The sequence below is a fragment of the Streptomyces flaveus genome (assembly GCF_014647675.1).
Taxonomy (GTDB): Bacteria; Actinomycetota; Actinomycetes; order Streptomycetales; family Streptomycetaceae; genus Streptomyces; species Streptomyces flaveus.
Map to the genome: position 1 here is coordinate 12,342 of NZ_BMPQ01000045.1, position 23,187 is coordinate 35,528.

General features: G+C 70.8%; 24 protein-coding genes. 6 read left to right on the forward strand and 18 right to left on the reverse strand.

The window, feature by feature from the left end; genetic code table 11:
- Positions 1–133 precede the first annotated feature (133 nt).
- Both IEZ21_RS43025 and IEZ21_RS43030 read left to right on the forward strand, forming a co-directional pair.
- The gene (locus tag IEZ21_RS43025) at positions 134–934 is read left to right on the forward strand and encodes a DUF8842 C-terminal domain-containing protein (protein WP_189327249.1); all 801 of its coding nucleotides are present in this window, start codon (positions 134–136) and stop codon (positions 932–934) included.
- Between the two features lie 88 nt (positions 935–1,022).
- A complete protein-coding gene (locus IEZ21_RS43030) occupies positions 1,023–1,346 on the forward strand; it encodes a hypothetical protein (RefSeq protein ID WP_189327250.1) in 324 nt (107 codons plus the stop codon).
- 87 nt (positions 1,347–1,433) lie between these two features.
- Here the strand turns inward: IEZ21_RS43030 and der are convergent, their stop codons facing one another.
- From der to aroH, 5 genes are all read right to left on the reverse strand, one after another.
- Entirely contained in the window at positions 1,434–2,903 is a 1,470-nt protein-coding gene (gene der / locus IEZ21_RS43035; protein ID WP_033324036.1) for a ribosome biogenesis GTPase Der, read from the reverse strand.
- 74 nt (positions 2,904–2,977) lie between these two features.
- Positions 2,978–3,694: a lysophospholipid acyltransferase family protein gene (locus IEZ21_RS43040; RefSeq protein ID WP_189327251.1), complete on the reverse strand. Its 717-nt coding sequence runs from the start codon at positions 3,692–3,694 to the stop codon at positions 2,978–2,980.
- Positions 3,652–4,347, reverse strand: coding sequence for a (d)CMP kinase (gene cmk / locus IEZ21_RS43045; protein WP_189327252.1), 696 nt, complete (start codon positions 4,345–4,347; stop codon positions 3,652–3,654). The genes IEZ21_RS43040 and cmk overlap by 43 nt, the downstream gene beginning before the upstream one ends.
- 216 nt (positions 4,348–4,563) lie before the next feature.
- Positions 4,564–5,649 (reverse strand): prephenate dehydrogenase, encoded by a 1,086-nt coding sequence (locus IEZ21_RS43050; protein WP_189327253.1) that lies wholly within the window; start codon positions 5,647–5,649, stop codon positions 4,564–4,566.
- Positions 5,646–6,008 carry a chorismate mutase gene (aroH, locus tag IEZ21_RS43055; protein WP_033324028.1) on the reverse strand — a complete coding sequence of 121 codons (363 nt, stop codon included), beginning with the start codon at positions 6,006–6,008 and terminating at the stop codon, positions 5,646–5,648. Before aroH ends, IEZ21_RS43050 begins: the two co-directional genes overlap by 4 nt.
- 261 nt (positions 6,009–6,269) lie before the next feature.
- Between aroH and IEZ21_RS43060 the strand changes: the two genes are divergently transcribed.
- Genes IEZ21_RS43060 through IEZ21_RS43075 form a run of 4 tightly spaced genes read left to right on the forward strand, consistent with a single transcriptional unit; the run spans position 6,270 to position 8,772 of the window.
- Positions 6,270–6,944, forward strand: coding sequence for a hypothetical protein (locus IEZ21_RS43060; RefSeq protein ID WP_189327254.1), 675 nt, complete (start codon positions 6,270–6,272; stop codon positions 6,942–6,944).
- Between the two features lie 34 nt (positions 6,945–6,978).
- A complete protein-coding gene (locus IEZ21_RS43065; protein ID WP_189327255.1) occupies positions 6,979–7,560 on the forward strand; it encodes a DUF6529 family protein in 582 nt (193 codons plus the stop codon).
- Positions 7,557–8,000, forward strand: a complete 444-nt coding sequence (locus IEZ21_RS43070) for a Rieske (2Fe-2S) protein (protein ID WP_189327256.1) — start codon at positions 7,557–7,559, stop codon at positions 7,998–8,000. Before IEZ21_RS43065 ends, IEZ21_RS43070 begins: the two co-directional genes overlap by 4 nt.
- Before the next feature lie 22 nt (positions 8,001–8,022).
- Positions 8,023–8,772, forward strand: a complete 750-nt coding sequence (locus tag IEZ21_RS43075) for a nucleotidyltransferase domain-containing protein (RefSeq protein ID WP_189327257.1) — start codon at positions 8,023–8,025, stop codon at positions 8,770–8,772.
- Here IEZ21_RS43075 and IEZ21_RS43080 read toward each other — a convergent pair.
- The 13 genes from IEZ21_RS43080 to IEZ21_RS43140 all read right to left on the reverse strand — a co-directional run bounded on the left by IEZ21_RS43080 (position 8,692) and on the right by IEZ21_RS43140 (position 23,008).
- Entirely contained in the window at positions 8,692–9,447 is a 756-nt protein-coding gene (locus tag IEZ21_RS43080; protein WP_189327258.1) for a nucleotidyltransferase domain-containing protein, read from the reverse strand. The two genes, IEZ21_RS43075 and IEZ21_RS43080, sit on opposite strands and share 81 nt — an antisense overlap.
- A 3-nt stretch (positions 9,448–9,450) precedes the next feature.
- The gene (locus IEZ21_RS43085; protein ID WP_189327259.1) at positions 9,451–10,470 is read right to left on the reverse strand and encodes an ADP-ribosylglycohydrolase family protein; all 1,020 of its coding nucleotides are present in this window, start codon (positions 10,468–10,470) and stop codon (positions 9,451–9,453) included.
- On the reverse strand, positions 10,467–11,225 hold the full coding sequence (locus IEZ21_RS43090) for an NUDIX hydrolase (protein ID WP_189327260.1): 759 nt from the start codon (positions 11,223–11,225) through the stop codon (positions 10,467–10,469). The genes IEZ21_RS43085 and IEZ21_RS43090 overlap by 4 nt, the downstream gene beginning before the upstream one ends.
- Positions 11,226–11,307: 82 nt before the next feature.
- A complete protein-coding gene (locus IEZ21_RS43095; RefSeq protein ID WP_189327261.1) occupies positions 11,308–12,738 on the reverse strand; it encodes an MFS transporter in 1,431 nt (476 codons plus the stop codon).
- Positions 12,739–12,762: 24 nt separating this feature from the next.
- Positions 12,763–13,347, reverse strand: coding sequence for a TIGR03086 family metal-binding protein (locus IEZ21_RS43100; RefSeq protein ID WP_189327262.1), 585 nt, complete (start codon positions 13,345–13,347; stop codon positions 12,763–12,765).
- Positions 13,344–14,399 carry a sigma-70 family RNA polymerase sigma factor gene (locus IEZ21_RS43105; RefSeq protein ID WP_189327263.1) on the reverse strand — a complete coding sequence of 352 codons (1,056 nt, stop codon included), beginning with the start codon at positions 14,397–14,399 and terminating at the stop codon, positions 13,344–13,346. Before IEZ21_RS43105 ends, IEZ21_RS43100 begins: the two co-directional genes overlap by 4 nt.
- A 107-nt stretch (positions 14,400–14,506) precedes the next feature.
- Positions 14,507–15,583, reverse strand: a complete 1,077-nt coding sequence (locus IEZ21_RS43110; RefSeq protein WP_189327264.1) for a pseudouridine synthase — start codon at positions 15,581–15,583, stop codon at positions 14,507–14,509.
- A complete protein-coding gene (scpB, locus tag IEZ21_RS43115) occupies positions 15,583–16,233 on the reverse strand; it encodes an SMC-Scp complex subunit ScpB (RefSeq protein WP_033324012.1) in 651 nt (216 codons plus the stop codon). The genes IEZ21_RS43110 and scpB overlap by 1 nt, the downstream gene beginning before the upstream one ends.
- The gene (locus IEZ21_RS43120) at positions 16,230–17,462 is read right to left on the reverse strand and encodes a segregation and condensation protein A (RefSeq protein WP_189327265.1); all 1,233 of its coding nucleotides are present in this window, start codon (positions 17,460–17,462) and stop codon (positions 16,230–16,232) included. Before IEZ21_RS43120 ends, scpB begins: the two co-directional genes overlap by 4 nt.
- 19 nt (positions 17,463–17,481) lie before the next feature.
- Entirely contained in the window at positions 17,482–18,087 is a 606-nt protein-coding gene (locus IEZ21_RS43125) for a hypothetical protein (RefSeq protein WP_189327266.1), read from the reverse strand.
- On the reverse strand, positions 18,072–19,208 hold the full coding sequence (locus IEZ21_RS43130) for a ParA family protein (RefSeq protein ID WP_078492046.1): 1,137 nt from the start codon (positions 19,206–19,208) through the stop codon (positions 18,072–18,074). The genes IEZ21_RS43125 and IEZ21_RS43130 overlap by 16 nt, the downstream gene beginning before the upstream one ends.
- Positions 19,209–19,610: 402 nt before the next feature.
- Entirely contained in the window at positions 19,611–20,735 is a 1,125-nt protein-coding gene (ald, locus tag IEZ21_RS43135; protein WP_189327267.1) for an alanine dehydrogenase, read from the reverse strand.
- Positions 20,736–20,884: 149 nt separating this feature from the next.
- Positions 20,885–23,008, reverse strand: a complete 2,124-nt coding sequence (locus IEZ21_RS43140; RefSeq protein WP_189327268.1) for a tetratricopeptide repeat protein — start codon at positions 23,006–23,008, stop codon at positions 20,885–20,887.
- Between the last annotated feature and the right edge of the window lie 179 nt (positions 23,009–23,187).

Sequence of the window (23,187 nt, forward strand, 5' to 3'; positions counted from 1 at the left end):
CGATTCCGTTCGCTCCCGGGCGTGACTCCGGCCACAGATCACCCGTTGTCTTCTTCATGAACCGGGAACCCTCCCGCTTCATGAGCCGGGAGCCGCCCGGCGACGCCACGCACCGCATCCCGAGGAGCCACCCGTGCCGCGCATGCTCGACGTCAGCGACGACGTACGCGCCGAGATCGGCGACGAAGAAGCCGACCGGCTGCTCGCCGGAGAGAACGCCCCGGGCAGTTACGACTGCACGTCCTGCCGCACCCCGGGCGACTCGGAACAGGAGCGCACCAGCACCGTCCTGTTCATCGGCGAGGAGACCGCCGTCCTCGCCTTCGCCCACGCCACCTGCCTGCCCTCGCAGGTCGTCCAGGTCACCGAGGAGCAGTTGCAGGGGGCCGTCCGCTCGATCACCGGCCAGGAGTCGGTCACCGGGCACGAGCGCCCCGGCCCCGCCGAGGCCATGCCCGAGCAGGCCGTCCTCGGTGTCACGAGCGGACTCGTCCTGCTCGGCGGAGAGTTGCACCCCGCGCTCGTCGTCGAGCCGACCGGACCCATCGCGCGCCCCGGCACGACGGGAGGCGACGGTGACGACTTCCTGCCGCTCCTCATCGAGCAGGGCTTCATGCCGCTGCCCCAGCTGACCGAGGTGCCGCCCGTGCTGCACGGCTGGTCCGTGCTGCTCGCCATGGGCCAGCTGCACGCGGTCCTGCAGCCCGGCACCGGCGGCGGCTCGCCCGTCGCCTGGTGGCAGGCCCACCAGCCGCTCCAGGTCACCGACAGCTGGCGGCAGGCCGCCAACAAGCACCAGCAGGTGCTGCTGTTCGCGGCCCCCGTAGGCTCGATCGGCCGCCAGCCCCGCGAGGACCTGCTCCGCGAGGCCCTCGACAAGGCGGCGGCCAACGGCAAGCTGGTGGCGGCCGCGATGCCGCTCGCCGGGACCTGAGTGTGAGCACCGGTTCCCGAATGCGCCCGGCCCGGGCATCAGCCCAGGTCGGGCGCATCTGTTGGGGTCCGGGGTCGTTGGCACGTACGTGCACACCTACGACGCCCCCCGCCGCCTGCCGTACACGTCACCGATCCCGGCCATGCGGCCGGCGCAGGACTCCTCCGGTCATTCGGCCACGCCGATCTACGACGCGCTCTACGCGGAGTTCCGCCGGTCCTTCCGGACCCCGCCGGGCGATCGCAGCGGCGAGGAGGAGCTGGGCTTCACAGCCTTCGGCACCGTGCAGCACACGAGCGGACGCCCGGCCTCACGCGGCCGCACCACCACCGGCGTCTGGCAGCCGGTCGCGCGGCAGCACGCCTCGGGGCTGATCCCGGCGCTGCCGCCCCGGCCGCGCAAGGAACGCTGACGCGGTAGCTCGTACGTACGAAAAGGGCCCTCTTGCACCACCTGGCAGGGGGCCCTTTTCAACGCCTCAACGCCCGGACGGCGCCCGTTACTTCTTCTTGCCGCGCTTCTCCCGCACGCGTACGGAGATATGGATCGGCGTCCCCTCGAAGCTGAACTGCTCACGCAGTCGGCGCTCCACGAAGCGCCGGTAGCCGTGCTCGATGAAGCCGGACGCGAAGAGCACGAACCGCGGCGGCTTCGTGCCCGCCTGCGTACCGAACAGGATCCGCGGCTGCTTGCCGCCCCGGACCGGGTGCGGATGCGCGGCGACCAGTTCACCGAGGAAGGCGTTCAGCCGGCCCGTCGGGACCCGGGTCTCCCAGCCCGCCAGCGCGGTCTCGATGGCCGGGACCAGCTTCTCCATGTGGCGGCCCGTGAGCGCCGAGACGTTCACCCGCGGCGCCCACGCCACCTGGGCGAGCTCGGTCTCGATCTCCCGCTCCAGGTAGTAGCGGCGCTCCTCGTCGAGGGTGTCCCACTTGTTGAAGGCAAGGACGATCGCGCGGCCCGCCTCCACGGCCATCGTCACGATGCGCTGGTCCTGGACGGAGATGGACTCGGAGGCGTCGATGAGGATCACCGCGAGTTCCGCCTTCTCGACGGCGGCGGCCGTGCGCAGCGAGGCGTAGTAGTCGGCGCCTTGCTGGAGGTGGACGCGCTTGCGGATGCCCGCCGTGTCCACGAACTTCCAGGTGATTCCGCCGAGTTCGATGAGCTCGTCGACCGGGTCACGCGTGGTGCCCGCGACCTCGTTGACGACGACGCGCTCCTCGCCCGCCACCTTGTTGAGCAGAGACGACTTGCCGACATTCGGGCGGCCGATCAGGGCGATACGACGCGGTCCGCCGACGCCGACGCCGAAGGTCTGCGCCGGGGCGTCCGGCAGCGCCTCAAGCACGGCGTCCAGCATGTCGCCGGTGCCGCGGCCGTGCAGGGCCGAGACGGGGTGCGGCTCGCCGAGGCCGAGGGACCACAGGTACGCCGCGTCCGCCTCGCCGCTCGGGCCGTCGACCTTGTTGGCGCACAGCACGACGGGCTTGCCCGCCTTGCGCAGCAGCCGGACGACCGCCTCGTCGGTATCGGTCGCGCCGACCTTGGCGTCGACGACGAAGACGACCGCGTCGGCCGCGTCGATCGCGTACTCGGCCTGCGCGGCCACGGACGCGTCGATGCCGAGGACGTCCTGCTCCCAGCCGCCGGTGTCGACGATCTTGAAGCGGCGGCCCGCCCACTCGGCCTCATAGGTGACGCGGTCACGGGTGACGCCGGGCTTGTCCTCGACGACGGCTTCGCGGCGGCCGATGATGCGGTTCACCAGGGTCGACTTGCCGACATTCGGGCGGCCGATGATGGCGAGGACCGGGAGCGGGCCGTGTCCGGCCGCCTCGATCGCGCCCTCGACGTCCTCGACGTCGAAGCCCTCTTCCGCGGCGAGCTCCATGAACTCCGCGTACTCGGCATCGCCAAGCGCCCCGTGCTCGTGCTCCGAGCCGTCGGGCTGGATGTGGTCGTTCATGAAGTCCGTACCTCGTTCATCGTGGTGATCGGTGGAGCGCCCTGATTCCGGGTGATCCACTACTCAAGTGTCGCTCAGCGCTCGGTGAGACGCTCTGTGTTTTCCAGGCGCCCCGTGAGACGCCTGGCGTCTTCCAGGTGCGCGCTGAGCTGCTTCTGGATGCGCCCGGTCGCCTCGTCGAGCGCCTTGCGCGTACGCCGCCCGCTGCCGTCGCCCGCTTCGAAGGGGTCTCCGAAGACGACGTCGACCCGGCTGCGCAGCGGAGGCAGCCCCTTTATCAACCGTCCGCGCCGCTCCGTACTTCCCAGCACGGCGACCGGAACGACCGGCGCTCCGCTGCGTACGGCGAAGTAGGCGAGCCCGGCGCGCAGCGCGGCGAAGTCGCCCTCGCCGCGGCTGCCCTCGGGGAAGATGCCGAGGACTCCGCCGTTCTCCAGGACGCCGAGGGCCTGGGTGATGGCGGTGCGGTCGGCGGTCGAGCGGTCCACCTTCAGCTGGCCGACGGCGTGCATGAAGGGGCCGAGCGGGCCGACGAACGCCTCCTTCTTGACCAGGAAGTGCGACGGCCGGGGCGCCACGCCGATGACCATCGGACCGTCGATGTTGTGGGAGTGGTTGGCGGCGAGGATCACCGGGCCGGTCGCGGGGACCTTCCAGGCGCCCAGGACGCGCGGCTTCCACAGCCCGTACATCAGGCCGACGCCGATGCGCCGCCCGACCTCGGCACCCCGTGCCGAAGGTGGCTCGGTCACTTCGCTGCCCGCTTCTCCTCGACGAGGGTGACGACGCACTCGATGACCTGCTGGAGCGTGAGGTCGGAGGTGTCCACCTCGACCGCGTCGTCCGCCTTGGCCAGCGGCGAGGTCTTACGGGTGGAGTCGGCCGCGTCCCGCTTCAGCAGGGCCTCGCGGGTCGTGTGGAGGTCGGCGCCCTTCAGCTCACCGCTGCGGCGGGCGGCGCGGGCCTCCGGGGACGCGGTGAGGAAGATCTTCACGTCGGCGTCGGGCAGGACGGTGGTCCCGATGTCCCGGCCCTCGACGACGATGCCCCCCTCGGCTGCCGCGGCGACCGAGCGCTGCAGCTCGGTGATCCTGGCGCGCACCTCGGGCACGGCACTGACCGCGCTCACCTTGGAGGTGACCTCCTGGGTGCGGATCGGGCCCGAGACGTCCGTGCCGTCCACCGTGATGATCGGCGCCGAGGGGTCCGTACCGGACACGATCTCGGGCTTCGCGGCCACGGCGGCGATCGCGGTGGGGTCGCTGACGTCTATGCCGTTGTTCACCATCCACCACGTGATCGCCCGGTACTGGGCACCGGTGTCGAGGTAGCTCAGACCGAGCTGGGCCGCGACGGCCTTCGAGGTGCTCGACTTGCCCGTGCCGGAGGGGCCGTCAATGGCGACGATCACTGCCGGTGCGGTCCGGGCGGCGCTGGTTTCCACGGGTGCGAGCACCTTCCTGATACGGGGTGGTGGACTGACACGGGCACGATCGCGCCCCGCACAAGGTTACTGTCTCCCCGACCCCGGTATTACTGGCCTCCGGCCCCACCCTCGACGCCGCCCTCGCACCACTCGGCGCCAGAACGCCTCCCGGGCTCCGGGACGGCCGCGGCGGCCTCCGACCGCCGACTCGCGGCACCGGCCCCCACCCGGCCGCTACTGCCGGATCGCCCAGCCACGCTCCCGCAGCGCAGCCGTCAGCACCGGCGCCACCGCCGGCTTCACCATCAGCTCCACCAGACCCGCCTGCTGCCCGGTCGCGTGCTCGATCCGTACGTCCTCGATGTTGACGCCCGCGGCGCCCGCGTCCGCGAAGATGCGGGCCAGTTGGCCCGGCTGGTCGTTGATGAGGACGACGACGCTCTCGTACACCGTGGGGGCGGCGCCGTGTTTGCCCGGGACGCGGACCTGGCCGGCGTTGCCGCGGCGCAGGACGTCCTCGATGCCGGAGGCGCCCTCGCGGCGCTTGGCCTCGTCGGAGGACTGGAGTGCGCGCAGGGCCTGCACCGTTTCGTCCAGGTCTGCGGAGACGTCCGCGAGGAGGTCGGCGACCGGGCCCGGGTTCGCGGACAGGATGTCGATCCACATCCGGGGCTCGGAGGCCGCGATCCGGGTCACGTCACGGATGCCCTGGCCGCAGAGACGTACGGCTGCCTCCTCGGCGTTCTCCAGACGCGCGGCGACCATGCTGGACACCAGGTGGGGCATGTGGGAGACCAGCGCCACCGCGCGGTCGTGGGCGTCGGCGTCCATCACGACCGGTACGGCACGGCAGTGCGACACCAACTCCAGGGCGAGGTTGAGCACTTCGGTGTCGGTGTCCCGGGTGGGCGTCAGCACCCAGGGCCGCCCCTCGAAGAGGTCCTCGGTCGCGGCCAGCGGCCCCGACTTCTCACGGCCCGACATGGGATGCGAACCGATGTACGCGGAGAGGTCGAGCCCCAGCGCTTCCAGCTCACGACGCGGCCCGCCCTTGACGCTGGCGACGTCCAGGTAGCCGCGCGCGACCTTGCGCCGCATCGCGTCGGCGAGCGTCGTGGCCACGTGCGCGGGCGGCGCCGCGACGATCGCGAGGTCGACGGGGCCCGCGGGCTCCTCGTCCGTGCCGGCGCCGAGCGCGGCGGCCGTACGGGCCTGCTCCGGGTCGTGGTCGGCGAGGTGCACGACGACGCCACGCCCCACCAGGGCCAGCGCCGCCGATGTGCCGATGAGCCCCGTACCGATGACGAGTGCGGTCCTCACTGGGCGATGTCCTTGCGGAGCGCGGCCGCGGCGCCGAGGTAGACGTGCGCGATGTCGGAGCGCGGCAGATCGGACTCGATGTGCGCGAGGACGCGTACGACCCTGGGCATCGCGCCCTCGATGTCCAGCTCCTGAGCGCAGATCAGCGGTACGTCGACGATGCCGAGCTTGCGCGCGGCGGCTGCCGGAAAGTCGCTGTGCAGGTCGGGCGTCGCCGTGAACCAGATGCTGATGAGGTCCTCGGTGGTCAGAGAGTTCCGCTCCAGTATGGCGGTGAGCAGCTCGCTGACCTGCTCGTCCATGTGCCCGGCTTCGTCCCGCTCCAGTTGGACGGCGCCGCGGACCGCTCGTACCGCCACGGTGTCGCTCCTCGCTGATGTACGTATCGGCTCTGTGCACATCCAGCGTAGTCAGCCCGTGGTGCACGGGTGCGCGGCGCCCGCCTGCCGAGACGAGGGACGATCCCCTTGTCGCGGGCACGGCCGAAGCCCTTGCCATTGTCACGGAACCGTACGTTCCCGCCACTTGGAGTGAAACCGTCCGGGTCCGCCCCTGGACGCCGCCCCCGTGCTTCCGCTTGCATGGAGACGCTGTCCGCGACGCCTCGGGGGAGGCAACAAATGAAGCGCTCCGGACCACTTTTCACGCTACTCGGGGGGCTCCTGCTGGCCCTGGTGATGCTGTCGCTCAACGCGACGACAGGGACGAGCCCCACCGCGTCGGGCGGAGGCGAGCCACCCGCCACGAAGGTGTCACCGAGCCCGGAACCCGAGCCGACGAAGCCGACCGCGTCACCGGGCCCGTCGAAGAGCCCACCGCCGCCGAGCGCGCCGGCCAACGCCGACTACGCGGGCCGTACGGACGACGACTCCTCCGCGGTCGCCGTCTCACTGCGCGACGGCAAGGCGATCGCGTACTTCTGCGACGGCCGGGACCAGGAGTCCTGGCTGAAGGGCGACGTCAAGGCCGACGGCACCATGCGGCTGACCAGCCAGCAGGGCGGCGTGCTGAACGGCGAGCTGAAGGGCAACCGGATCAGCGGCACGGTGGACATGGGTCAGCAGGAGTACGGGTTCACCGCCGACAAGGCGCTCAAGCCCTCGGGGCTGTACCGGGCCACCGAGTCCGTACGCGGCGCCGAGATCGACGGCGGCTGGATCGTGCTGCCGGACGGTCAGCAGGTCGGCATCGTCAAGCGTGACGGCACCCCCTCGGCCGCGCCCCGTATCGACCCCGAGACCGGCGCCGTGACGGTCGACGGACAGCAGCTCACCGCCCGCCCCGTGCAGCCGTAGTCCTCCGTTCAGCCCTGACCGCAGGGAGCCGACCATGACCGTCGACCCGAACGCCGCCACCCAGGACTTCCCCTCGCCCGAACCGGCCCGCCGTCCACAGGCTTCCCGTTACCTCGTCCCGGCCCTGGTCGCCGGGGCGGTCGCCCTCGCCCTCGGTGCGTACGGCAAGGTGCACGAACCGGCGGGCACGGCCTTCAACCTGGCCGGGTTCAGCAGTACGGGTGCCGTCAAGTCCTGGCTGGCCACGGGGGCGATGGGCTTCGCGGTGGTGCAGTTCGTCTCGGCGCTCATGGTGTACGGGAAGCTGCCGGGCCCGAGCTGGGCAGGGGTGCTGCACCGCTGGTCGGGGCGGGTCGCGTTCCTGGCCGCGGTACCGGTCGCCGTGCACTGTTTGTACGCATTGGGCTACCAGACATATGAAACGCGCGTATTGTGGCATTCGCTCCTGGGCTGCTTCTTCTTCGGTGCCTTCAGCGCCAAGATGCTGCTCCTTCGCTCGGAGCGACTGCCCGGTTGGCTGCTGCCCATCGTCGGCGGGCTCGTCTTCGCCGCGCTCACGGTGGTCTGGCTGACCTCGGCTCTCTGGTTCTTCCGCACCTTCGGAGTGACGACATGACGATCCGCTCGACGCGTCGCACGGTTCTCGCGGCGGGGGCGGCCGGCGCGGCCGCGCTGCTCGCGGGGTGCAGCGAGTACGGGAACGAGAACGGCGGGGGCGAGGCGGAGTCGCCGGCTCAGGACGAGCCGACGTCCGGCGAGGCCCCGGGCGGCGAGGAACTGGCCAAGACGGCCGACATCCCGGTCGGCGGCGGCAAGATCTTCAAGGACGAGCAGGTCGTCGTCACCCAGCCCGAACAGGGTGAGTTCAAGGCCTTCTCGGCCATTTGCACCCACCAGCGCTGCACAGTCGCCAACGTCTCGGACGGCACGATCAACTGCACCTGTCACGGCAGCAAGTTCCGCGTATCCGACGCCTCGGTGGCCGACGGCCCTGCGACAAGACCCCTCCCCGAGGAGAAGATCACGGTCACGGGAAATTCGATTCGCCTGGCGTGATCCGGACCCTACGCTCGTCCGCATGAGCCCCGAGGACCTGGTCCGCGATCACACGATCTACTCCTGCGTCATGGGCTCCCGCGCCTTCGGCCTGGCCACGGACACCAGCGACACAGACGTCCGGGGCGTGTTCCTGGCCCCCACCCCGCTCTTCTGGCGCTTCGAGAAGCCGCCGACGCACGTCGACGGCCCCGCGGACGAACAGTTCAGCTGGGAACTGGAGCGCTTCTGCACACTGGCCCTGCGCGCCAACCCGAACATCCTGGAATGCCTGCACTCCCCGCTCGTCACGCACGTGGACGACACGGGCCGCGAACTCCTCGCCCTGCGCAAGGCGTTCCTCTCCCGCCAGGCGCACGACACCTTCGCGCGCTACGCACTGGGCCAGCGCAAGAAACTGGAAGCGGACGTCCGCACCCACGGCGCACCCCGCTGGAAGCACGCCATGCACCTGCTGCGCCTCCTGACGAGCTGCCGCGACCTGCTCCGCACGGGCACCCTCGCCCTCGACGTCGGCGACCAGCGGGAACCCCTGCTCGCGGTGAAACGCGGCGAGATCCCCTGGCCGGCCATCGAGTCCCGCATGGCCCGCCTCGCCACGGAAACGGACGAGGCAGCCGCCCGCACCCCGCTCCCGCCCGAGCCGGACCGGGCCCGGGTCGAGGACTTCTTGATCCGCGTCCGACGCACTTCAGCCCTGCAATCGGGCGCGGACGACCAGATGGTGCAGAGCGTCGTACGTCGTGTCGGCGAGGGCGTCCGGCAACACTGAAGCGGCCTGCGCCTCGTCGAGCACGACGTGCAGCCGCTCCACATCGTCCTGCACGCGCGCCTGGGCGACGTCGGCAGCTCCGTGCTCCCGCTCCACCTTCGCGGCGATCAGGTCCGGCAGATACGCGGGGGCGCCGAGCTGACCGATGAGCGTGGGCAGATGGGCCTGCACCTCGCCCGACCGCATCAGGTGGATGCCGGTGAGCAGCACCCGGAACGTGTAGAGCAGCGGCTTCAGCTCACTGGTCTTCTCGAAGAGCCGCCACTGCGTCGTGGCGAACCCGCGGTAGTGGTGCGCGTGATGGCTGGTGAGCGCGGCCGGCGCGAGCGCGACGAGTTCGGCGTGGGCGTCCGTGGTGTGCACGACGAGCGGCGAGAGCAGCTGCTCCAGCACATAGCCGTTGCGGCGCAGCATCAGCCGCACGAACTTCCGCAGGTCGTGCGTGACCAGGTCCATCTCCACGCCGTCCCGCTCCCACATGCGCGACCGGGTCTCCTCCGGCTCGCGCAACCCCACGAGGGCTTCCGTGGGCAGCAGGTGGACGCCGCGCAGGTCGACGTCCGAGTCGCGGGACGGAAAACCGTACAGATGCGCTCCGGAGACAGTGGCGAAGAGCACGGGGTCGGGCTGTTCCGCCACGACGGGCGCAAGGTCGATGTCCAGGTCGTGGGTCATCGATCAAGCGTCCCAGAGCGCTCCCAGGGCCATGAGATCACCCCGGTACTCGATCCTGTCGGCCCACTCCGTGGGCCAGGCGTCGGCCCCGATGTACGCCCCGGCGAACGCGCCCGTCAGGCAGGCGATCGAGTCGGAGTCGCCCGAGGTGCAGGCCGCTCGGCGCAGGGCCGTGAGCGGTTCGTCGAGGAAGAGCAGGAAGCAGAGCAGGCCGGTGGCGAGGGCCTCTTCGGCGATCCAGCCCTCGCCGGTGGCCAGGCACGGGTCCGTCTCGGGTGAGTGTGAGCGCACGGCTTTCTGAAGCCGGTCCAGGATCTCCAGGCACTCGTCCCAGCCCCGCTCGATGAAGTGCGCGGGCGTCGGGTCCTGGCTGCGCGTCCACAGGTCGCCGAGCCAGTTGTCGTGGTAGCGGGAGCGGTTCTCGTACGCGTACGAGCGCAGCAGTCCGACGAGGCCGGTCGGCTCGGTGCCCTGTGCGAGGAGGCGTACGGCATGCGCGGTGAGGTCGGACGCGGCCAGCGCCGTGGGGTGGCCGTGTGTGAGTGCGGCCTGCAACTGGGCGGCCCCGGCGCGTTGTTCGTCGCTCAGGCCGGGGATCAGCCCGATGGGCGCGACGCGCATGTTGGCGCCGCAGCCCTTGGAGTGGATCTGGCTGGCGTCCTGCCAGGGCCGGTCCGGGCGCTTCAGCTTCTCGCAGGCCACCAGACATGTACGGCCAGGCGCCCGGTTGTTCTCCGGCGACTGGAACCAGTCCACGAACTCCTCGCGCACGGGCCGTTCCATCCTCTTGGGCGCGAGCACCCCCCGGTCCATGGCCGTCCGCAGCCCCCACCCCAACGCCAGCGTCATCTGTGTGTCGTCCGTGACGATCGCCGGTGTCGGCAGCCCCATCTCCCGCCACGGCCCGAACTTGGCGAGGATCGACGGTACGTCGTTGAATTCGGTCGGAAAGCCGAGCGCGTCCCCGAGGGCCAGCCCGATCAACGCCCCTGTGGCAGCACGCTTCCTGACGGTGGTGGTCATGAGGATGGTCCTTCCCAGGACGGAGACGGTCGGAGCAGGGGCGGGTGGAGGGTGGTGGCGCTGCCCGCCCGGTACAGCGCCGCCGGCTTGCCCCGCCCGCCGGTCAGGCGCGCGGCGCCGGGGATCAGTTCGACGAAGCCGGGCGTGGCCAGGACCTTGCGCCGGAAGTTGGGCCGGTCCAGGACCGTCCCCCACACCGTCTCGTAGACCTGCTGAAGCTCCCCGAGCGTGAACTCGGGCGGGCAGAAGGCCGTGGCGAGACAGGTGTACTCGAGCTTGGCGCCGACCCGTTCGTGGGCGTCGGCGAGGATCCGGTCGTGGTCGAAGGCGAGCGGTCCGAGCCCGTCGTACGGCAGCCACTGGGCGCGTGCCGCGTCTGAGCCGCCGTGCGGCTCCGGAGCGTCGGGCAGCAGCGCCGCGTACGCGACGGAGACGACCCGCATCCGGGGATCGCGGTCCGGCTCGCTGTACGTCCGCAGCTGCTCCAGATGCAGTCCGGTGACGTCCGACAGACCGGTCTCCTCGGCGAGTTCGCGCCGGGCGGCCGTCTCCGCGGACTCGTCGGGCAGGACGAAACCGCCGGGCAGTGCCCAGCAGCCCGCGTACGGCTCCCGCCCGCGCTCGATCAGCAGCACTTGGAGTACGGCCGCCCGGACCGTGAACACCGCGAGATCGACAGTGACGGCGAAGGGCTCGAAGGCGTGCTTGTCGTACCCCTCGGGGGCTTCGGGTGCGTTGCCCTTTGCTGTGGTCACGCCCACCCACCTCCTTAATAGTCACTCAGACTATAAAGAGGCGGGCGGGCTGTGGCAACCCCTCAACTCCCGTCCTTGGACGTCAACTCCCGTGCTTGGACGGCGCGAACGACGCCACCACCGCCCCGGCGGCCGAGACCGCCGCCGAGACCCACAGCGCGGGGGCGCATCCGTCGATGAAGCTCTCCGCCGAGTCGTAGCCCCCGTACTGGACGAACACGGCCGCGGCGACGGCGACTCCGAAGACGCCGCCCAGCTCGCGCAGCGCGTTGTTGACGCCCGACGCGACGCCCACCTCAGCGGGCGGCACCGACGAGCTCACGGCGTTCGCGACGGTGGGGAAGACCATGGAGATGCCGACTCCGGCGATGATCAGCGGCACGACCAGGCGGTCGTAGCCGACCCCGGGCTCCACCTGCCAGGCCATCAGCCCGAGCCCCACCGCCTGGAGAACAAGGCCCGTCAGCATGAAGGGCCGGTTCCCGAACCGGTCCGCGAGCGCACCCGCGACCGGCGCGACGAGCAGCGGCGTACCGGTCCACACCAGGATCCGCAGGCCCGCCTCCAACGGGGAGTTGCCCAGGCCCACCTGGAAGAGCTGAGAGATCATGAACAGCGCGCCGAGCAGCGACATGAACATCAGGAAGACCGCACCGTTGGCGGTGGAGAAGCCGCGCCGCCGGAAGTGCGCGAGCGGCAGCATCGGGTACTTCGCCCCCGACCGCTCCCAGCCGAGGAAGGCCGCCACGAACACGACCCCGGCGGCCAGGGCGACCAGCACCTCGGCACTCCCCCAGCCGGCCTCCGGCGCCCGCACCGGCGCCCAGGCGAGCCCGGTCAGGCCCACGGCCGCCAACACCAGCCCCACGATGTCGAGTTGGGGCCGCGGACCGTAGCTCTCGCGCAGCTTCATCGCGGCGAGCGGAAGCATCACAAGCCCCAGGGGCACGTTCAGCCAGAAGATCCACTGCCAGGACAGACCATCCGTGACAGCTCCGCCAAGGACCGGCCCGGCGGCCACCCCGAGTCCGCTCACCCCGCCCCACAGACCGATCGCCACGCCCCGCTTCTCGGCCGGGAACGCCTCGCTGATCAGGGTCAGCGTGAGAGGCAGGAGTACGGCCGCTCCCGCGCCCTGGACGGCACGTGCCGCGATGAGTTCACCGGCGCCACCGGCGAGCGCGGCCCACGCGGAGGCCAGTGTGAAGACGGCGAGCCCGACGACGTACATCCGCCGCCGCCCGAACCGGTCGCCGAGCGCCGCACCGGTGAGGGTCAGGCAGGCGAAGACGAGGTTGTACGCATTGATCGTCCACTCCAGCTGGGACAGGCTCGCTCCGAAGTCGGCCTGCAGCGCGGGCAGCGCGGTGGCGACGACCACCACGTCCAGCGCGCACAGGAGCGCCCCCAGCCCGGCAAGGACCACCGTCCAGACGCGCCGCGGGGGCGCGGTGGGTGGCGGTGCCTTGCGAGCGGGGGCGAGCAGAGTTTCCGCGATGTCGATGTCAGCCATGAGGGATAAGCCCTTCCGTGAGAGTCACTCACGGAAGGCAGACCAGCCCCGCCCGGAAAAGGAATCGCGCCCGAGGAACGCGACGAGCCGGTCGGAGGCGTCGGCCCGGGACAGCACGCCGACCGGCTCGGCGAAGCGCACTCCCCGGTCCTCGTCCCCGACCACGCACTGCGCGACGGACAGCAGTTCGGCCGCGAGCCCGGACGGAATCGGCCGCGGCCGCCCGCAGGCCTGCGCCACGTCCCAGCCGTGCACGGCGATCTCTACGGCGCCGGTGGCGGCCATCACGCGGACGTCCAGCGGGCGGTCCCCCACGGTCACGGAGCGCCCCTCCCCGGGCAGGGCCACCCAGGCGCCGAGCAGCGCACAGGCACGCCGCCGGAAGTCGCACGCGGGGTCCGCGCGGCCCTCCGCCGCCGGGAAGAGCCCGATCCGCCCGCCCGTCAGCCCCTCGTGCAGCGCGTCTAGCGCGTCGTCGAGATGGCCGAGCAACTCCCCCAGGTTCCACCGCGCGCACGGCGTGGCCCGCCGCAGACTCCCGGGTGGCACGGTGGCGACGCTCCCCAGGGCGTACGCGAGCGAACGCTCGAGCAGCTCCCCCGAGTTCATCGAAGCTCCCCCTGCTTCGTCGGCTGAGGCCCGCATTCAGGTCGGCCGGGGGTCCGGGGGTTGTCACCCGGGAAAGCACAGCATGACAGCACCTCCGGCATCCCGAAGCGCCCGGCCAGCTCCGGATCCAGGAAGACGGTGATCCGCGCGACCTCCCGGTCCTCGACAGATCCCTCGAGGGTGAGCACCTGCACCGAGTGCGCCCGGTGCACCCCATCGGCACCACGTATGTACGCCACCACGGCCGGCTGCCCGTTCGCCCGCGTGGGGATCATCCGCAGATCTCCCTTCTCGTGCTCGAGCGCCTCCAGGAACCGCATGACGTCCTTCCTCCCGCTGAACCACTCCAGGTAGGGCGGCATCTCCAGCTCGACGCCTTCCTGGAGCAGCCCGAGCAGCGCGTCCATGTCGGCGTGCTCGAAGGCGGCCACATATCGGTCGAGCAGGTCGCGGTCGCCCGTGCTGTCCGGCTCCGCCAGCAGGTCCTCGTCCGGCGCCACTTCGTCGAGCCGGGCACGCGCGCGTTGGAGGCTGCTTTTCACCGCCGCCGTGGTGGTCCCGAGCAGGGCGGCCACCTCCTGCGCCCGCCAGGCCAGCACGTCCCTGAGGATGAGCACGGTCCGCTGCCGCGCGGGCAGATTCTGCAGTGCCGCGACGAGTGCGAGCCGCAGGCTGCCGCGCGCCGCGACGACGGCCGCCGGGTCGACGAGCGTGTCGGGTACCGGCTGGAGCCACGGGATGTCCGTCGGAGGGGTCCTCGGCGGCTCCTCGGGCGCGTCTGACGGCCCGCCGAGCCCGGTGGGCAGCGGACGCCGTTCGCGTCCCTCCAGCGCCGTCAGACACGTATTGGTGGCGATCCGGTAGAGCCAGGTCCGCAAGGAGGCGCGGCCCTCGTATCCGTCGTACGACCGCCAGGCCCGCAGATACGTCTCCTGCACCAGGTCCTCGGCGTCGTCGACCGACCCGAGCATCCGGTAGCAGTGCGCCAGCAGCTCGCGCCGGTACATCCCCGTAAGCCGTACGAACTCGTCGCGATCCGTCGTCACAGCCATGGCCGCTCCCTTCCGTCACGGGTACAGACCGGAGGAGCGGCCAAAACGCATCGGCCGGCTCCGGACGAATTCCGGAACCGGCCGTCGAGCGTGGCGAGTACGGCGGCCTAGAGGTCGACCTCCTGCATCAGCATCCCGACCTCCGTGTTGGACAGCCGGCGCAGCCAGCCCGACTTCTGGTCGCCGAGCGTGATCGGCCCGAAGGCGACGCGCACCAGCTTGTCGACCGGGAAGCCGACCTCGGCGAGCATGCGCCGCACGATGTGCTTGCGGCCCTCGTGGAGAGTGACCTCTACGAGGTAGTTCTTGCCGGTCTGCTGGACGACGCGGAAGTGGTCCGCGCGCGCGTACCCGTCCTCCAGCTGGATGCCGTCCTTGAGCTGCTTGCCCAGGTCGCGCGGGATCGGGCCCACGATGTGCGCGAGGTAGGTCTTCTTGACGCCGTACTTGGGGTGGGTCAGCCGGTTGGACAGTTCGCCGTGGTTGGTGAGCAGGATGATGCCCTCGGTCTCGGTGTCGAGCCGTCCCACGTGGAAGAGCCGCGTCTCACGGTTGGTGACGTAGTCCCCGAGGCACTGGCGCCCCTCCGGGTCCTCCATCGTCGAGACGACACCGGCGGGCTTGTTCAGCGCGAAGAACTGGTACGCCTGTGTGGCGACCGTCAGCCCGTCGACCTTGATCTCGTCCTTCTCCGGGTCGACGCGCAGCCCCTGTTCGAGGACGATCTCGCCGTTGACCTCGACGCGGGCCTGATCGACCAGTTCCTCACAGGCGCGCCGCGAACCGTATCCCGCACGCGCGAGCACCTTCTGCAGCCGCTCGCCCTCCTGCTCGGCGCCCGGGAAGGTCTTCGGGGGCTTGACGTCCTTCTTCTCCGCGTACCGGTCGCGATTGCGCTCCTCGGTCCGCGTCTCGAACTCGCGAGAGCGCCCGGGGGCCGTACGGCCGCGCCCGCCGCCCTGCTGGCCCTTCTTCGGAGCGCCCTTGGCCCCGCCGCGCGCGGAGCTGCCACGCCCGGACTTGGGGCCTTCCTTGGTGGCGTCAGGGCCCACGTCGTAGCGGCGCTCCTCGGGGCGGGGCTTGCGGGGGCGGCCCTGCTCCTGCCCCTGCTTCTGGTCCCTGCTGTTGCCGGCGCCGCGGTAGTTACCGCGCCCGCCGCTCTTGCCGCTGCCGCTGCTTCGCATCAAAGTTCCGTCGTCGTGTCGTCATCGGGGTCCGGTGCATCCGGATCGAACGACGGTACGCCTTCCTGTGTCTCGGCCTCGATCGCCTCCGCCTCGGGGAGGAAGGGCGCGAGCTCCGGAAGCTCGTCCAGGCCGCGCAGGCCCATCCGCTCCAGGAAGTAGTTCGTCGTCCTGTACAGGATCGCACCTGTTTCGGGTTCCGCGCCCGCCTCTTCGACCAGACCGCGCTGCAGGAGGGTGCGCATCACACCGTCGCAGTTCACTCCTCGTACGGCCGAGACACGGGAACGGCTGACCGGCTGCCGGTACGCCACGACCGCCAGCGTCTCCAGGGCGGCCTGTGTGAGCCGCGCCTGCTGCCCGTCCAGTACGAACCGTTCGACGGCCGCCGCGTACTCGGGCCGGCTGTAGAACCGCCAGCCGCCCGCGACAAGCCGCAGCTCGAAGCCACGGCCCTGCACGGTGTACTCGTCGGCCAGCGCGCGCAGCGCGTCCGCGATCTGCCGCCGGGGCCGCTCCAGGATCTTCGCGAGGTGCTCCACGGTCGCGGGTTCGTCCACGACCATGAGTACGGCCTCCAAGGCGGGCCTGAGGTCGAGATCCGCGACGGTACGCAGCCCTGCCGGGGCCTCGGTGGTGTTCTCGGTCACGCCTTCTCCTCCTTGGCTTCGTCCTGGGCCGGCTCCGGGGGCCTGTCGAACTCGTCCGTCACCCTCGGCTCCTCCTCGCTGTCCCCGCCCGTCCAGCGCACCAGCAACTCCCCCAGCGCCTCCTCCTGGTCGAGCGCGACGGCCTTCTCCCGGTAGAGCTCCAGCAGGGCGAGGAACCGGGCCACGACGGTCAGCGTGTCGTCCGTGTCCTCGACGAGTGCCTGGAAGGTGGCCTCCCCGAGCTCTCTCAGCCGTGCCACGACAATCCCGGCCTGCTCCTGCACGCTCACCAGCGGGGCGTGGATGTGATCGACGTACACCTGCGGCTTGGGCTTGGGCTGCATCGCCTTCACGGCGAGCTTCGCGAACCCCTCCGCCCCGATGCTGATGACGACCTCGGGCAACAACTCGGCGTGATGTGGCTCCAGTCCGACGGTGCGGGGATACCGACGGGCCTCTTCCTCGAGTCGCCGGCTGAAGATCTCGGCGATCTGTTTGTACGCGCGGTACTGCAAGAGCCTCGCGAACAGCAGATCCCGCGCCTCCAGCAGAGCCAGATCCCCCTCGTCCTCCACCTCGGCGGACGGCAACAGCCGAGCGGCCTTGAGATCGAGCAGGGTGGCGGCGACGACGAGAAACTCGGTCGTCTCATCGAGATCCCAGTCCGGCCCCATCGCCCGGATATGCGCCATGAACTCATCGGTGACCTTGGAAAGCGCCACCTCGGTCACATCCAGCTTGTGCTTCGAGATCAACTGAAGCAGCAGATCAAAAGGACCTTCAAAGTTGGCCAGCCGAACTTTGAAGGTCCCGTCATCGGGTTCGGCGACTTCGCGGGGCGCGCCGGGATCGGCGGGCCCAGCAGACGCTGCGGGTTCCACGGCGGCCGGTTCGCCGGCGTTGTGGGCAGTCGTTCGGCGGGGCGATGGGGGTCCCCCCGCTCGAACGGAGTCGAGAGTGGGGGAGGGTGAGCCCAACGCCCCACGGTCCGCAGTCGAAGAACCGTCCTCGACCAGCGACTCGCTCTCCGCCGAAGGCGAAACGGCTTCCGCCGTAGGTGGGTCCGGCTCCGCCGCAGGCGGCTCAATCTCCACCGGAGGCGCAGGCGCCTCCACCGCCTCCGGAGGCGCGGACTCCCCAACCTCCGCCGGAGGCAGCGGCCCCCGCCCCAGCGCACGCCGACGACCGGCGGAGCCGGATGCGGGGACGGAGCCGTCGTACGAGGTCATAGCCGTCGCAGGCTACCGCTTACCGCCCCCGGAGCCGACGGACAAGAATGCTGGCGTCCCCCCGCGACTCAAGGTCCGCGAGCACCACGGCGACGGCCTCACGCACGATCCGCCCGCGATCCACCGCGAGCCCGTGCTCCCCACGGAGCACCAGCCGAGCGTGCTCGAGGTCCATGAGCTCCTCGGCGGACACGTACACGGTGATCTTCTCGTCGTGCCGCTCCCGCCCACTGGGCCGCCGCGCGGCGGCCCGCCCGCGCTTACGTGTCTGAGCGGCGGCGGCAGAACCTTCCTGCGGTCCCTGCCGTCGCCCGGAGCGCTCGGCCCCGGCGGCACGGGTGCGGGACTCCCCGGCATCGGCGGACTCGGAGTCCGCGGCCACATGCTCGGCCCCGTCACCGTCCCCGCCCTGTGCGGGCACGGCCTGCGGCGCGTCCTCCGCGGACCCGGATCCGGACCCCGACCCGGAGGCAGCCGTATCGCCTTCGCCCGCAGGAGCCGGCACCCGGGCCTCACCGTTGGACTGGCCGTTGGCCTGGCGCCTGGGACTGGACGACTGGAGCGCCATTCCCCCTGTCGTACGGAACAGTTCGTCGGCCCCCGGCAGACTCACTCGGCGTGACACCGGGCGAGCACCTCCCTGGCGAGCTGACGATAGGCGGCGGCACCGACGGAGTTGGAGGCGTACGTGGTGATCGGTTCACCGGCGACCGTGGTCTCCGGGAAGCGGACCGTGCGCCCGATGACCGTGTGGTAGACGTGATCGTCGAAGGCTTCGACGACACGGGCGAGCACCTCGCGGCTGTGCACCGTGCGCGAGTCGTACATCGTGGCGAGGATCCCGTCGAGCTCCAGCTCGGGGTTGAGCCGCTCCTGGACCTTCTCGATGGTCTCGGTGAGCAGCGCGACACCACGCAACGCGAAGAACTCGCATTCCAGCGGCACGATCACCTTGTGGGCGGCCGTGAGGGCGTTCACGGTGAGCAGGCCGAGCGAGGGCTGGCAGTCGATGACGATGTAGTCGTAGTCGGCCATGAGCGGCTTCAGGGCGCGCTGCAGCGTGGACTCGCGCGCGACCTCGCTCACCAGCTGGACCTCGGCGGCCGACAGGTCGATGTTGCTGGGCAGCAGGTCCATGTTCGGGACCGCGGTCTTCAGGAGGACCTCGTCGGCCGCCATGCCCCGCTCCATGAGCAGGTTGTAGACGGTGAGATCGAGCTCCATCGGGTTGACACCGAGGCCGACCGAGAGCGCGCCCTGCGGGTCGAAGTCGACCAGCAGGACCCGTCGTCCGTACTCCGCGAGCGCGGCCCCCAGGTTGATGGTCGACGTCGTCTTGCCGACGCCGCCCTTCTGGTTGCACATCGCGATGATCTTCGCGGGGCCGTGGTCGGTCAGCGGGCCCGGGATCGGGAAGTACGGCAGCGGGCGCCCGGTCGGGCCGATGCGTTCACGACGCTGCCGGGCCGCGTCGGGCGCGAGCGTGGCCGCGTACTCCGGATCGGGCTCGTACTCGGCGTCGGGGTCGTAGAAGTGCCCTTCGGGCAGGTCGTCGTAGTCGGCGAAGTGGGTGCGATTCTCGCCACTTCCGTTGCCGGCCATGGCGTTCACGTGATGGCCATCCATGCTCTGGTGGACTGTCTGTGCCCTATGCGGACTGTGCGGACTTTGGTGGGCTGCGAAGGTGCGCACAGCTACGGAGCCGACAGCCTCGAGCCCCGTGGGCCTCGGGCCCTGCGCAGGCATTCCTGGTTGACCACCCCCGGGAGTAAATGTCGACTCATTCACAAGTCGTCTTACCTCCTTGGTGACCAGGAAACTTCTAGATAGGTCAGCGTGGCACCATGCCGACGGTTGGCGACTCTATGGCGTGTCACCGGTCCGCAGCAACACAATCCGCCGGACCCGGCCCGATGTGTCGGCAACGGAACACCCCTCTGTCAAGGGCGTAAGGGCGTCGCACGGCAGGTTTCGCGGGTGTGCGAAACGGTCGAAGGGTTACGTTCGAGACGAGTTGAACGAGTCTCGCAAAGGGTCTCGACACACAGGTGGCCGGACCTGGTTCCCCAAGGTCCGGCCGGGTGTACGCCGTTGACGACTCGTGTTGACGTATCGCCTTTTGTCGGTGGAGAGATGGGCCGGCGCGGGTCAGCCGAGCAGTGTCTCCAGCTCCACGTGCTCCAGGCCGTGAGCCTCCGCGACCTCGCGGTAAATCACTTTGCCTTCATGCGCGTTGAGGCCCTTGGCCAGCGCGGCATCGCGGCGCAGCGCCTCGACCCAGCCGCGGTTCGCGAGCTCCACGATGTACGGGAGCGTGGCGTTGGTGAGCGCGTACGTGGAGGTGTTGGGCACCGCGCCGGGCATGTTGGCGACGCAGTAGAAGACCGAGCCGTGAACCGGGAAAGTCGGCTCGGCGTGTGTCGTCGGACGCGAATCCTCGAAGCAACCGCCTTGATCAATCGCGATGTCGACAAGGACACTTCCCGGCTTCATCCGGGACACGAGCTCGTTGGTGACCAGCTTCGGCGCCTTGGCGCCCGGGATGAGGACGGCACCGATGACGAGGTCGGCCTCCAGGCAGGCCTTCTCGAGCTCGAAGGCGTTGGAGACGACGGTCTGGATCTTCGTGCCGAAGATCTTGTCCGCTTCCTTGAGCTTGTTGATGTCCTTGTCGAGCAGGGTCACGTGGAAGCCCATGCCGATGGCGATCTGCGCGGCGTTCCAGCCGGAGACACCGCCGCCGATGACGACGGCACGCCCGGCCAGCACGCCCGGAACACCGCCGGGCAGCACCCCGCGGCCGCCGTTGGCGCGCATCAGGTGGTAGGCGCCGACCTGCGGGGCCAGGCGGCCCGCGACCTCGGACATCGGGGCGAGCAGCGGCAGCGCGCGGCTGGGCAGCTCGACCGTTTCGTACGCGATCGCCGTGGTGCCGGACTCCAGGAGCGCGTCCGTGCACTCCTTGGACGCGGCCAGGTGCAGGTAGGTGAAGAGGATCTGGTCCTTGCGGAGGCGGTGGTACTCCTCGGCGATCGGCTCCTTGACCTTCAGCAGCAGGTCGGCGGAGGCCCACACCTCGTCCGCGGTGCCGAGGATCTGCGCACCGGCGGCGACGAACTCGTCGTCCGTGATCGAGGAGCCGACACCGGCACCCTGCTCGATGACGACCTGGTGGCCGTGGCGCACCAGCTCATGCACTCCGGCGGGGGTGATGGCCACCCGGAACTCGTTGTTCTTGACCTCGCGGGGGATGCCGACCTTCACGTCGATCACGGTCCTTGGCTCAGGGGGTTGTGGGGTGACGCCTGCCCGGACGATGCCAGACATATCCGGATGCACGGGAGCGCACCGGCAGACACCGCGAAAGAATGCGGCGGAGCCAGTCTAATGAAGGGATTCCCCGTGTCTAGCCTTTCAATGCTTCAATCTTCTGCGGATGTACTACGGATTTCGTAGGCGTTAGCGTCATGTTCCCTGGCGGACAGGTCCTCCGGGAGCTCGTCCCCCAGCATGCGCTCGGCCGCGTCACGGTGCAGCCGGGCGGCCACCGGGTCGCCGAGCCGGTCCAGGGTGTCGGCGAGCCGGAGCTGCAGAGCGGCCCGCAGTCGTACGTCCTCGGCGCGGCGCGCCCACTCGATCGCCTCCTGGCAGGTGTGCAGCGACTCCTCGGACAGGCCGGAGTACTCCTGCACCCGCGCCAGCTCGCTCAACGCCCTTGCCACGCCTGCCACATCACCGTTCCTGCGATGGCCGGTGACCGCCGAGCGCCAGCTGCGCAGCGCCTCGTCGTAGCGGCCCGCGAAGGTGTGCACGGTGGCGATACGGCCGTGCAGCCGGGCCGCGTCCACGCGCTCGTCGCGCGCGAGCCGCTGCGCGAGCGCCCGCCCGTACCAGTCGGCGGCCCGGTCCCAGTCCCCCAGCTCCTGATGCGCCCCGCCTACGGATTCCATCGCGCGGCCGGTCGCATACGGCTCGTTCGCCTCCCGTCCGGCATCCAGAGCGGCGCGGTAGCGGGCGAGCGCCTCACGGATACGGCCGGTCCGGGCGTCCAGGTCCGCGAGGTTCAGCAGCGCGGCGGCCTTCTCGCGGGGCAGCTTCCGCCGCTCGGCGACATCGAGGACGAGCCGGTGGATGCCGTACAGCTCGGGCGCCATCGCCCGCGTACCGAAGTGCGCGGCCATCGCCCGCACCAGCGCGGTCATCAGGCGGCGCGCGAGGGTGTCCAGCTCCCCGTCGGCGGCCGCGAGCCGGGCGGAGGCCAGCAGCGCGGGCTGCCGGATGCGCAGCCAGTCGGCCGCCGCGCGGGGGTTCTTGAAGCGCAGGGTGCTGGGCATCCCGGCGAGCTTCTCGCGGGCGGGCGAGCTGTCGGTCTCGGTGATCGCGCGGCAGGAGACCAGCAGCCGCACGGTCCGCTCCAGCATCCGGGCGCGGGCCAGCTGCAGCTCGGCCGGCCGGTCCTCGCTCTCGGTGAGCGAGCGCAGCAGCGGCAGCAGACAGCCGGGCACCTCGTACTGCGCGAGCGGTGACTCGACGCGCCGCAGGAGGCCGAGCCCGGCGAAGTCGTCGAGGGCGGACTCGGCGGCGACCACCGAGCAGCCGACCAGCGCGGACGCGGTGTGCGGGTCGACGAGGCCCGCGGGGGCGAGGGAGAACAGGCGGAGCATCTGTGCGCGGGCCGGGGACAGTTCGGCGTACACGAGGTGGAAGACGCGGTCGAGTACCGGGCCCAGGCCCTCGTCACCCTCGGTGCACAGCTGCTTGGCGAGGTCGGCGAGGGCCGCCTTGGGCCGGCGGGCCAGCCAGCCGCCGGCGAGCACGAGTGCGGCGGGCTGGGCGGCGCAGAGCTCGACGAGCCCCTCGGCGGCGCGCGGATCGACGGTGATGCGCACCGAACCGGTGTACCGGCCCAGGAGTTCGACGGCGGACTTGGTGTCCAGGCCGCCGAGGGTGCAGGGGCGGACGTCGGAGATCCCGGTCAGGGGTCCGTCGGAGACGGCGACGACCAGGCACTCCGGGGTGTCGGGGAGAAGCGCGTCGACCTGTTCCGCGTCCGCCGCGTCGTCGAGCAGGAGCAGTGCCCGGCGGGTGGCGAGGGCCTCGCGCAGCGCCTCGACGAGGTCGTCCTCGGCGGCTCCGGGCGGGGCGGTCAGTTCCAGGGCGGCGAGCAGGTCGCGGGCGGTGCGCTCGGTGGGTACGGGCGTGCCGTCGGGTTCGGTGAGGCGGGCTCGTAGCGTGCCGTCCGGGTAATCGTCCGCGACCTGCCGTACGAGTTCTTCGGCGAGCGCGGTGCGGCCGAAGCCGGGCTTGCCCGCGATGAGCAGCACGCGCGCGCGTGGTGCTTTCCGGCCCGCGAGGGTGTCCAGGCCCGCACGCTCGATGTCAGCGCGGAGTTCCTTCAACTCTCTTGTACGGCCGAGGAACCGACCCTTCATGGATGGGGATCCCCCCGCTCGGGCGAAGCCGGGAGTGGAGGAGGCCCCGGCGGCCGGGCGCTGCTCCTCGGCCGACACCTTCGTGCCCTCGGTGTCCACCGCCTGATCCGTCACGGGCCACACTCCCGTCCCACCACACGCGCAAGCCCGCCGGGACTCCGGACGGGGCGTTTCCAGAGCCTAAGCGGCCTCGAGGAGGTGAGGCACGCCCCCACGCCGCCCGGCACGGCGGGCACATCCCTAGATCGGATCAGGTGATCGTCACACCGGCGACAGGACTGTGCGTGTCCGGC

Coding starts and splice junctions, on each gene's coding strand:
- der (WP_033324036.1), bottom strand. CDS start 2,903: ATGAACGACCACATCCAGCCCGACGGCTCGGAGCACGAGCACGGGGCG.
- IEZ21_RS43060 (WP_189327254.1), top strand. CDS start 6,270: ATGAAGCGCTCCGGACCACTTTTCACGCTACTCGGGGGGCTCCTGCTG.
- IEZ21_RS43065 (WP_189327255.1), top strand. CDS start 6,979: ATGACCGTCGACCCGAACGCCGCCACCCAGGACTTCCCCTCGCCCGAA.
- IEZ21_RS43070 (WP_189327256.1), top strand. CDS start 7,557: ATGACGATCCGCTCGACGCGTCGCACGGTTCTCGCGGCGGGGGCGGCC.
- IEZ21_RS43075 (WP_189327257.1), top strand. CDS start 8,023: ATGAGCCCCGAGGACCTGGTCCGCGATCACACGATCTACTCCTGCGTC.
- IEZ21_RS43080 (WP_189327258.1), bottom strand. CDS start 9,447: ATGACCCACGACCTGGACATCGACCTTGCGCCCGTCGTGGCGGAACAG.
- IEZ21_RS43085 (WP_189327259.1), bottom strand. CDS start 10,470: ATGACCACCACCGTCAGGAAGCGTGCTGCCACAGGGGCGTTGATCGGG.
- IEZ21_RS43095 (WP_189327261.1), bottom strand. CDS start 12,738: ATGGCTGACATCGACATCGCGGAAACTCTGCTCGCCCCCGCTCGCAAG.
- IEZ21_RS43100 (WP_189327262.1), bottom strand. CDS start 13,347: ATGAACTCGGGGGAGCTGCTCGAGCGTTCGCTCGCGTACGCCCTGGGG.
- IEZ21_RS43105 (WP_189327263.1), bottom strand. CDS start 14,399: ATGGCTGTGACGACGGATCGCGACGAGTTCGTACGGCTTACGGGGATG.
- IEZ21_RS43110 (WP_189327264.1), bottom strand. CDS start 15,583: ATGCGAAGCAGCGGCAGCGGCAAGAGCGGCGGGCGCGGTAACTACCGC.
- IEZ21_RS43120 (WP_189327265.1), bottom strand. CDS start 17,462: ATGACCTCGTACGACGGCTCCGTCCCCGCATCCGGCTCCGCCGGTCGT.
- IEZ21_RS43130 (WP_078492046.1), bottom strand. CDS start 19,208: ATGCCTGCGCAGGGCCCGAGGCCCACGGGGCTCGAGGCTGTCGGCTCC.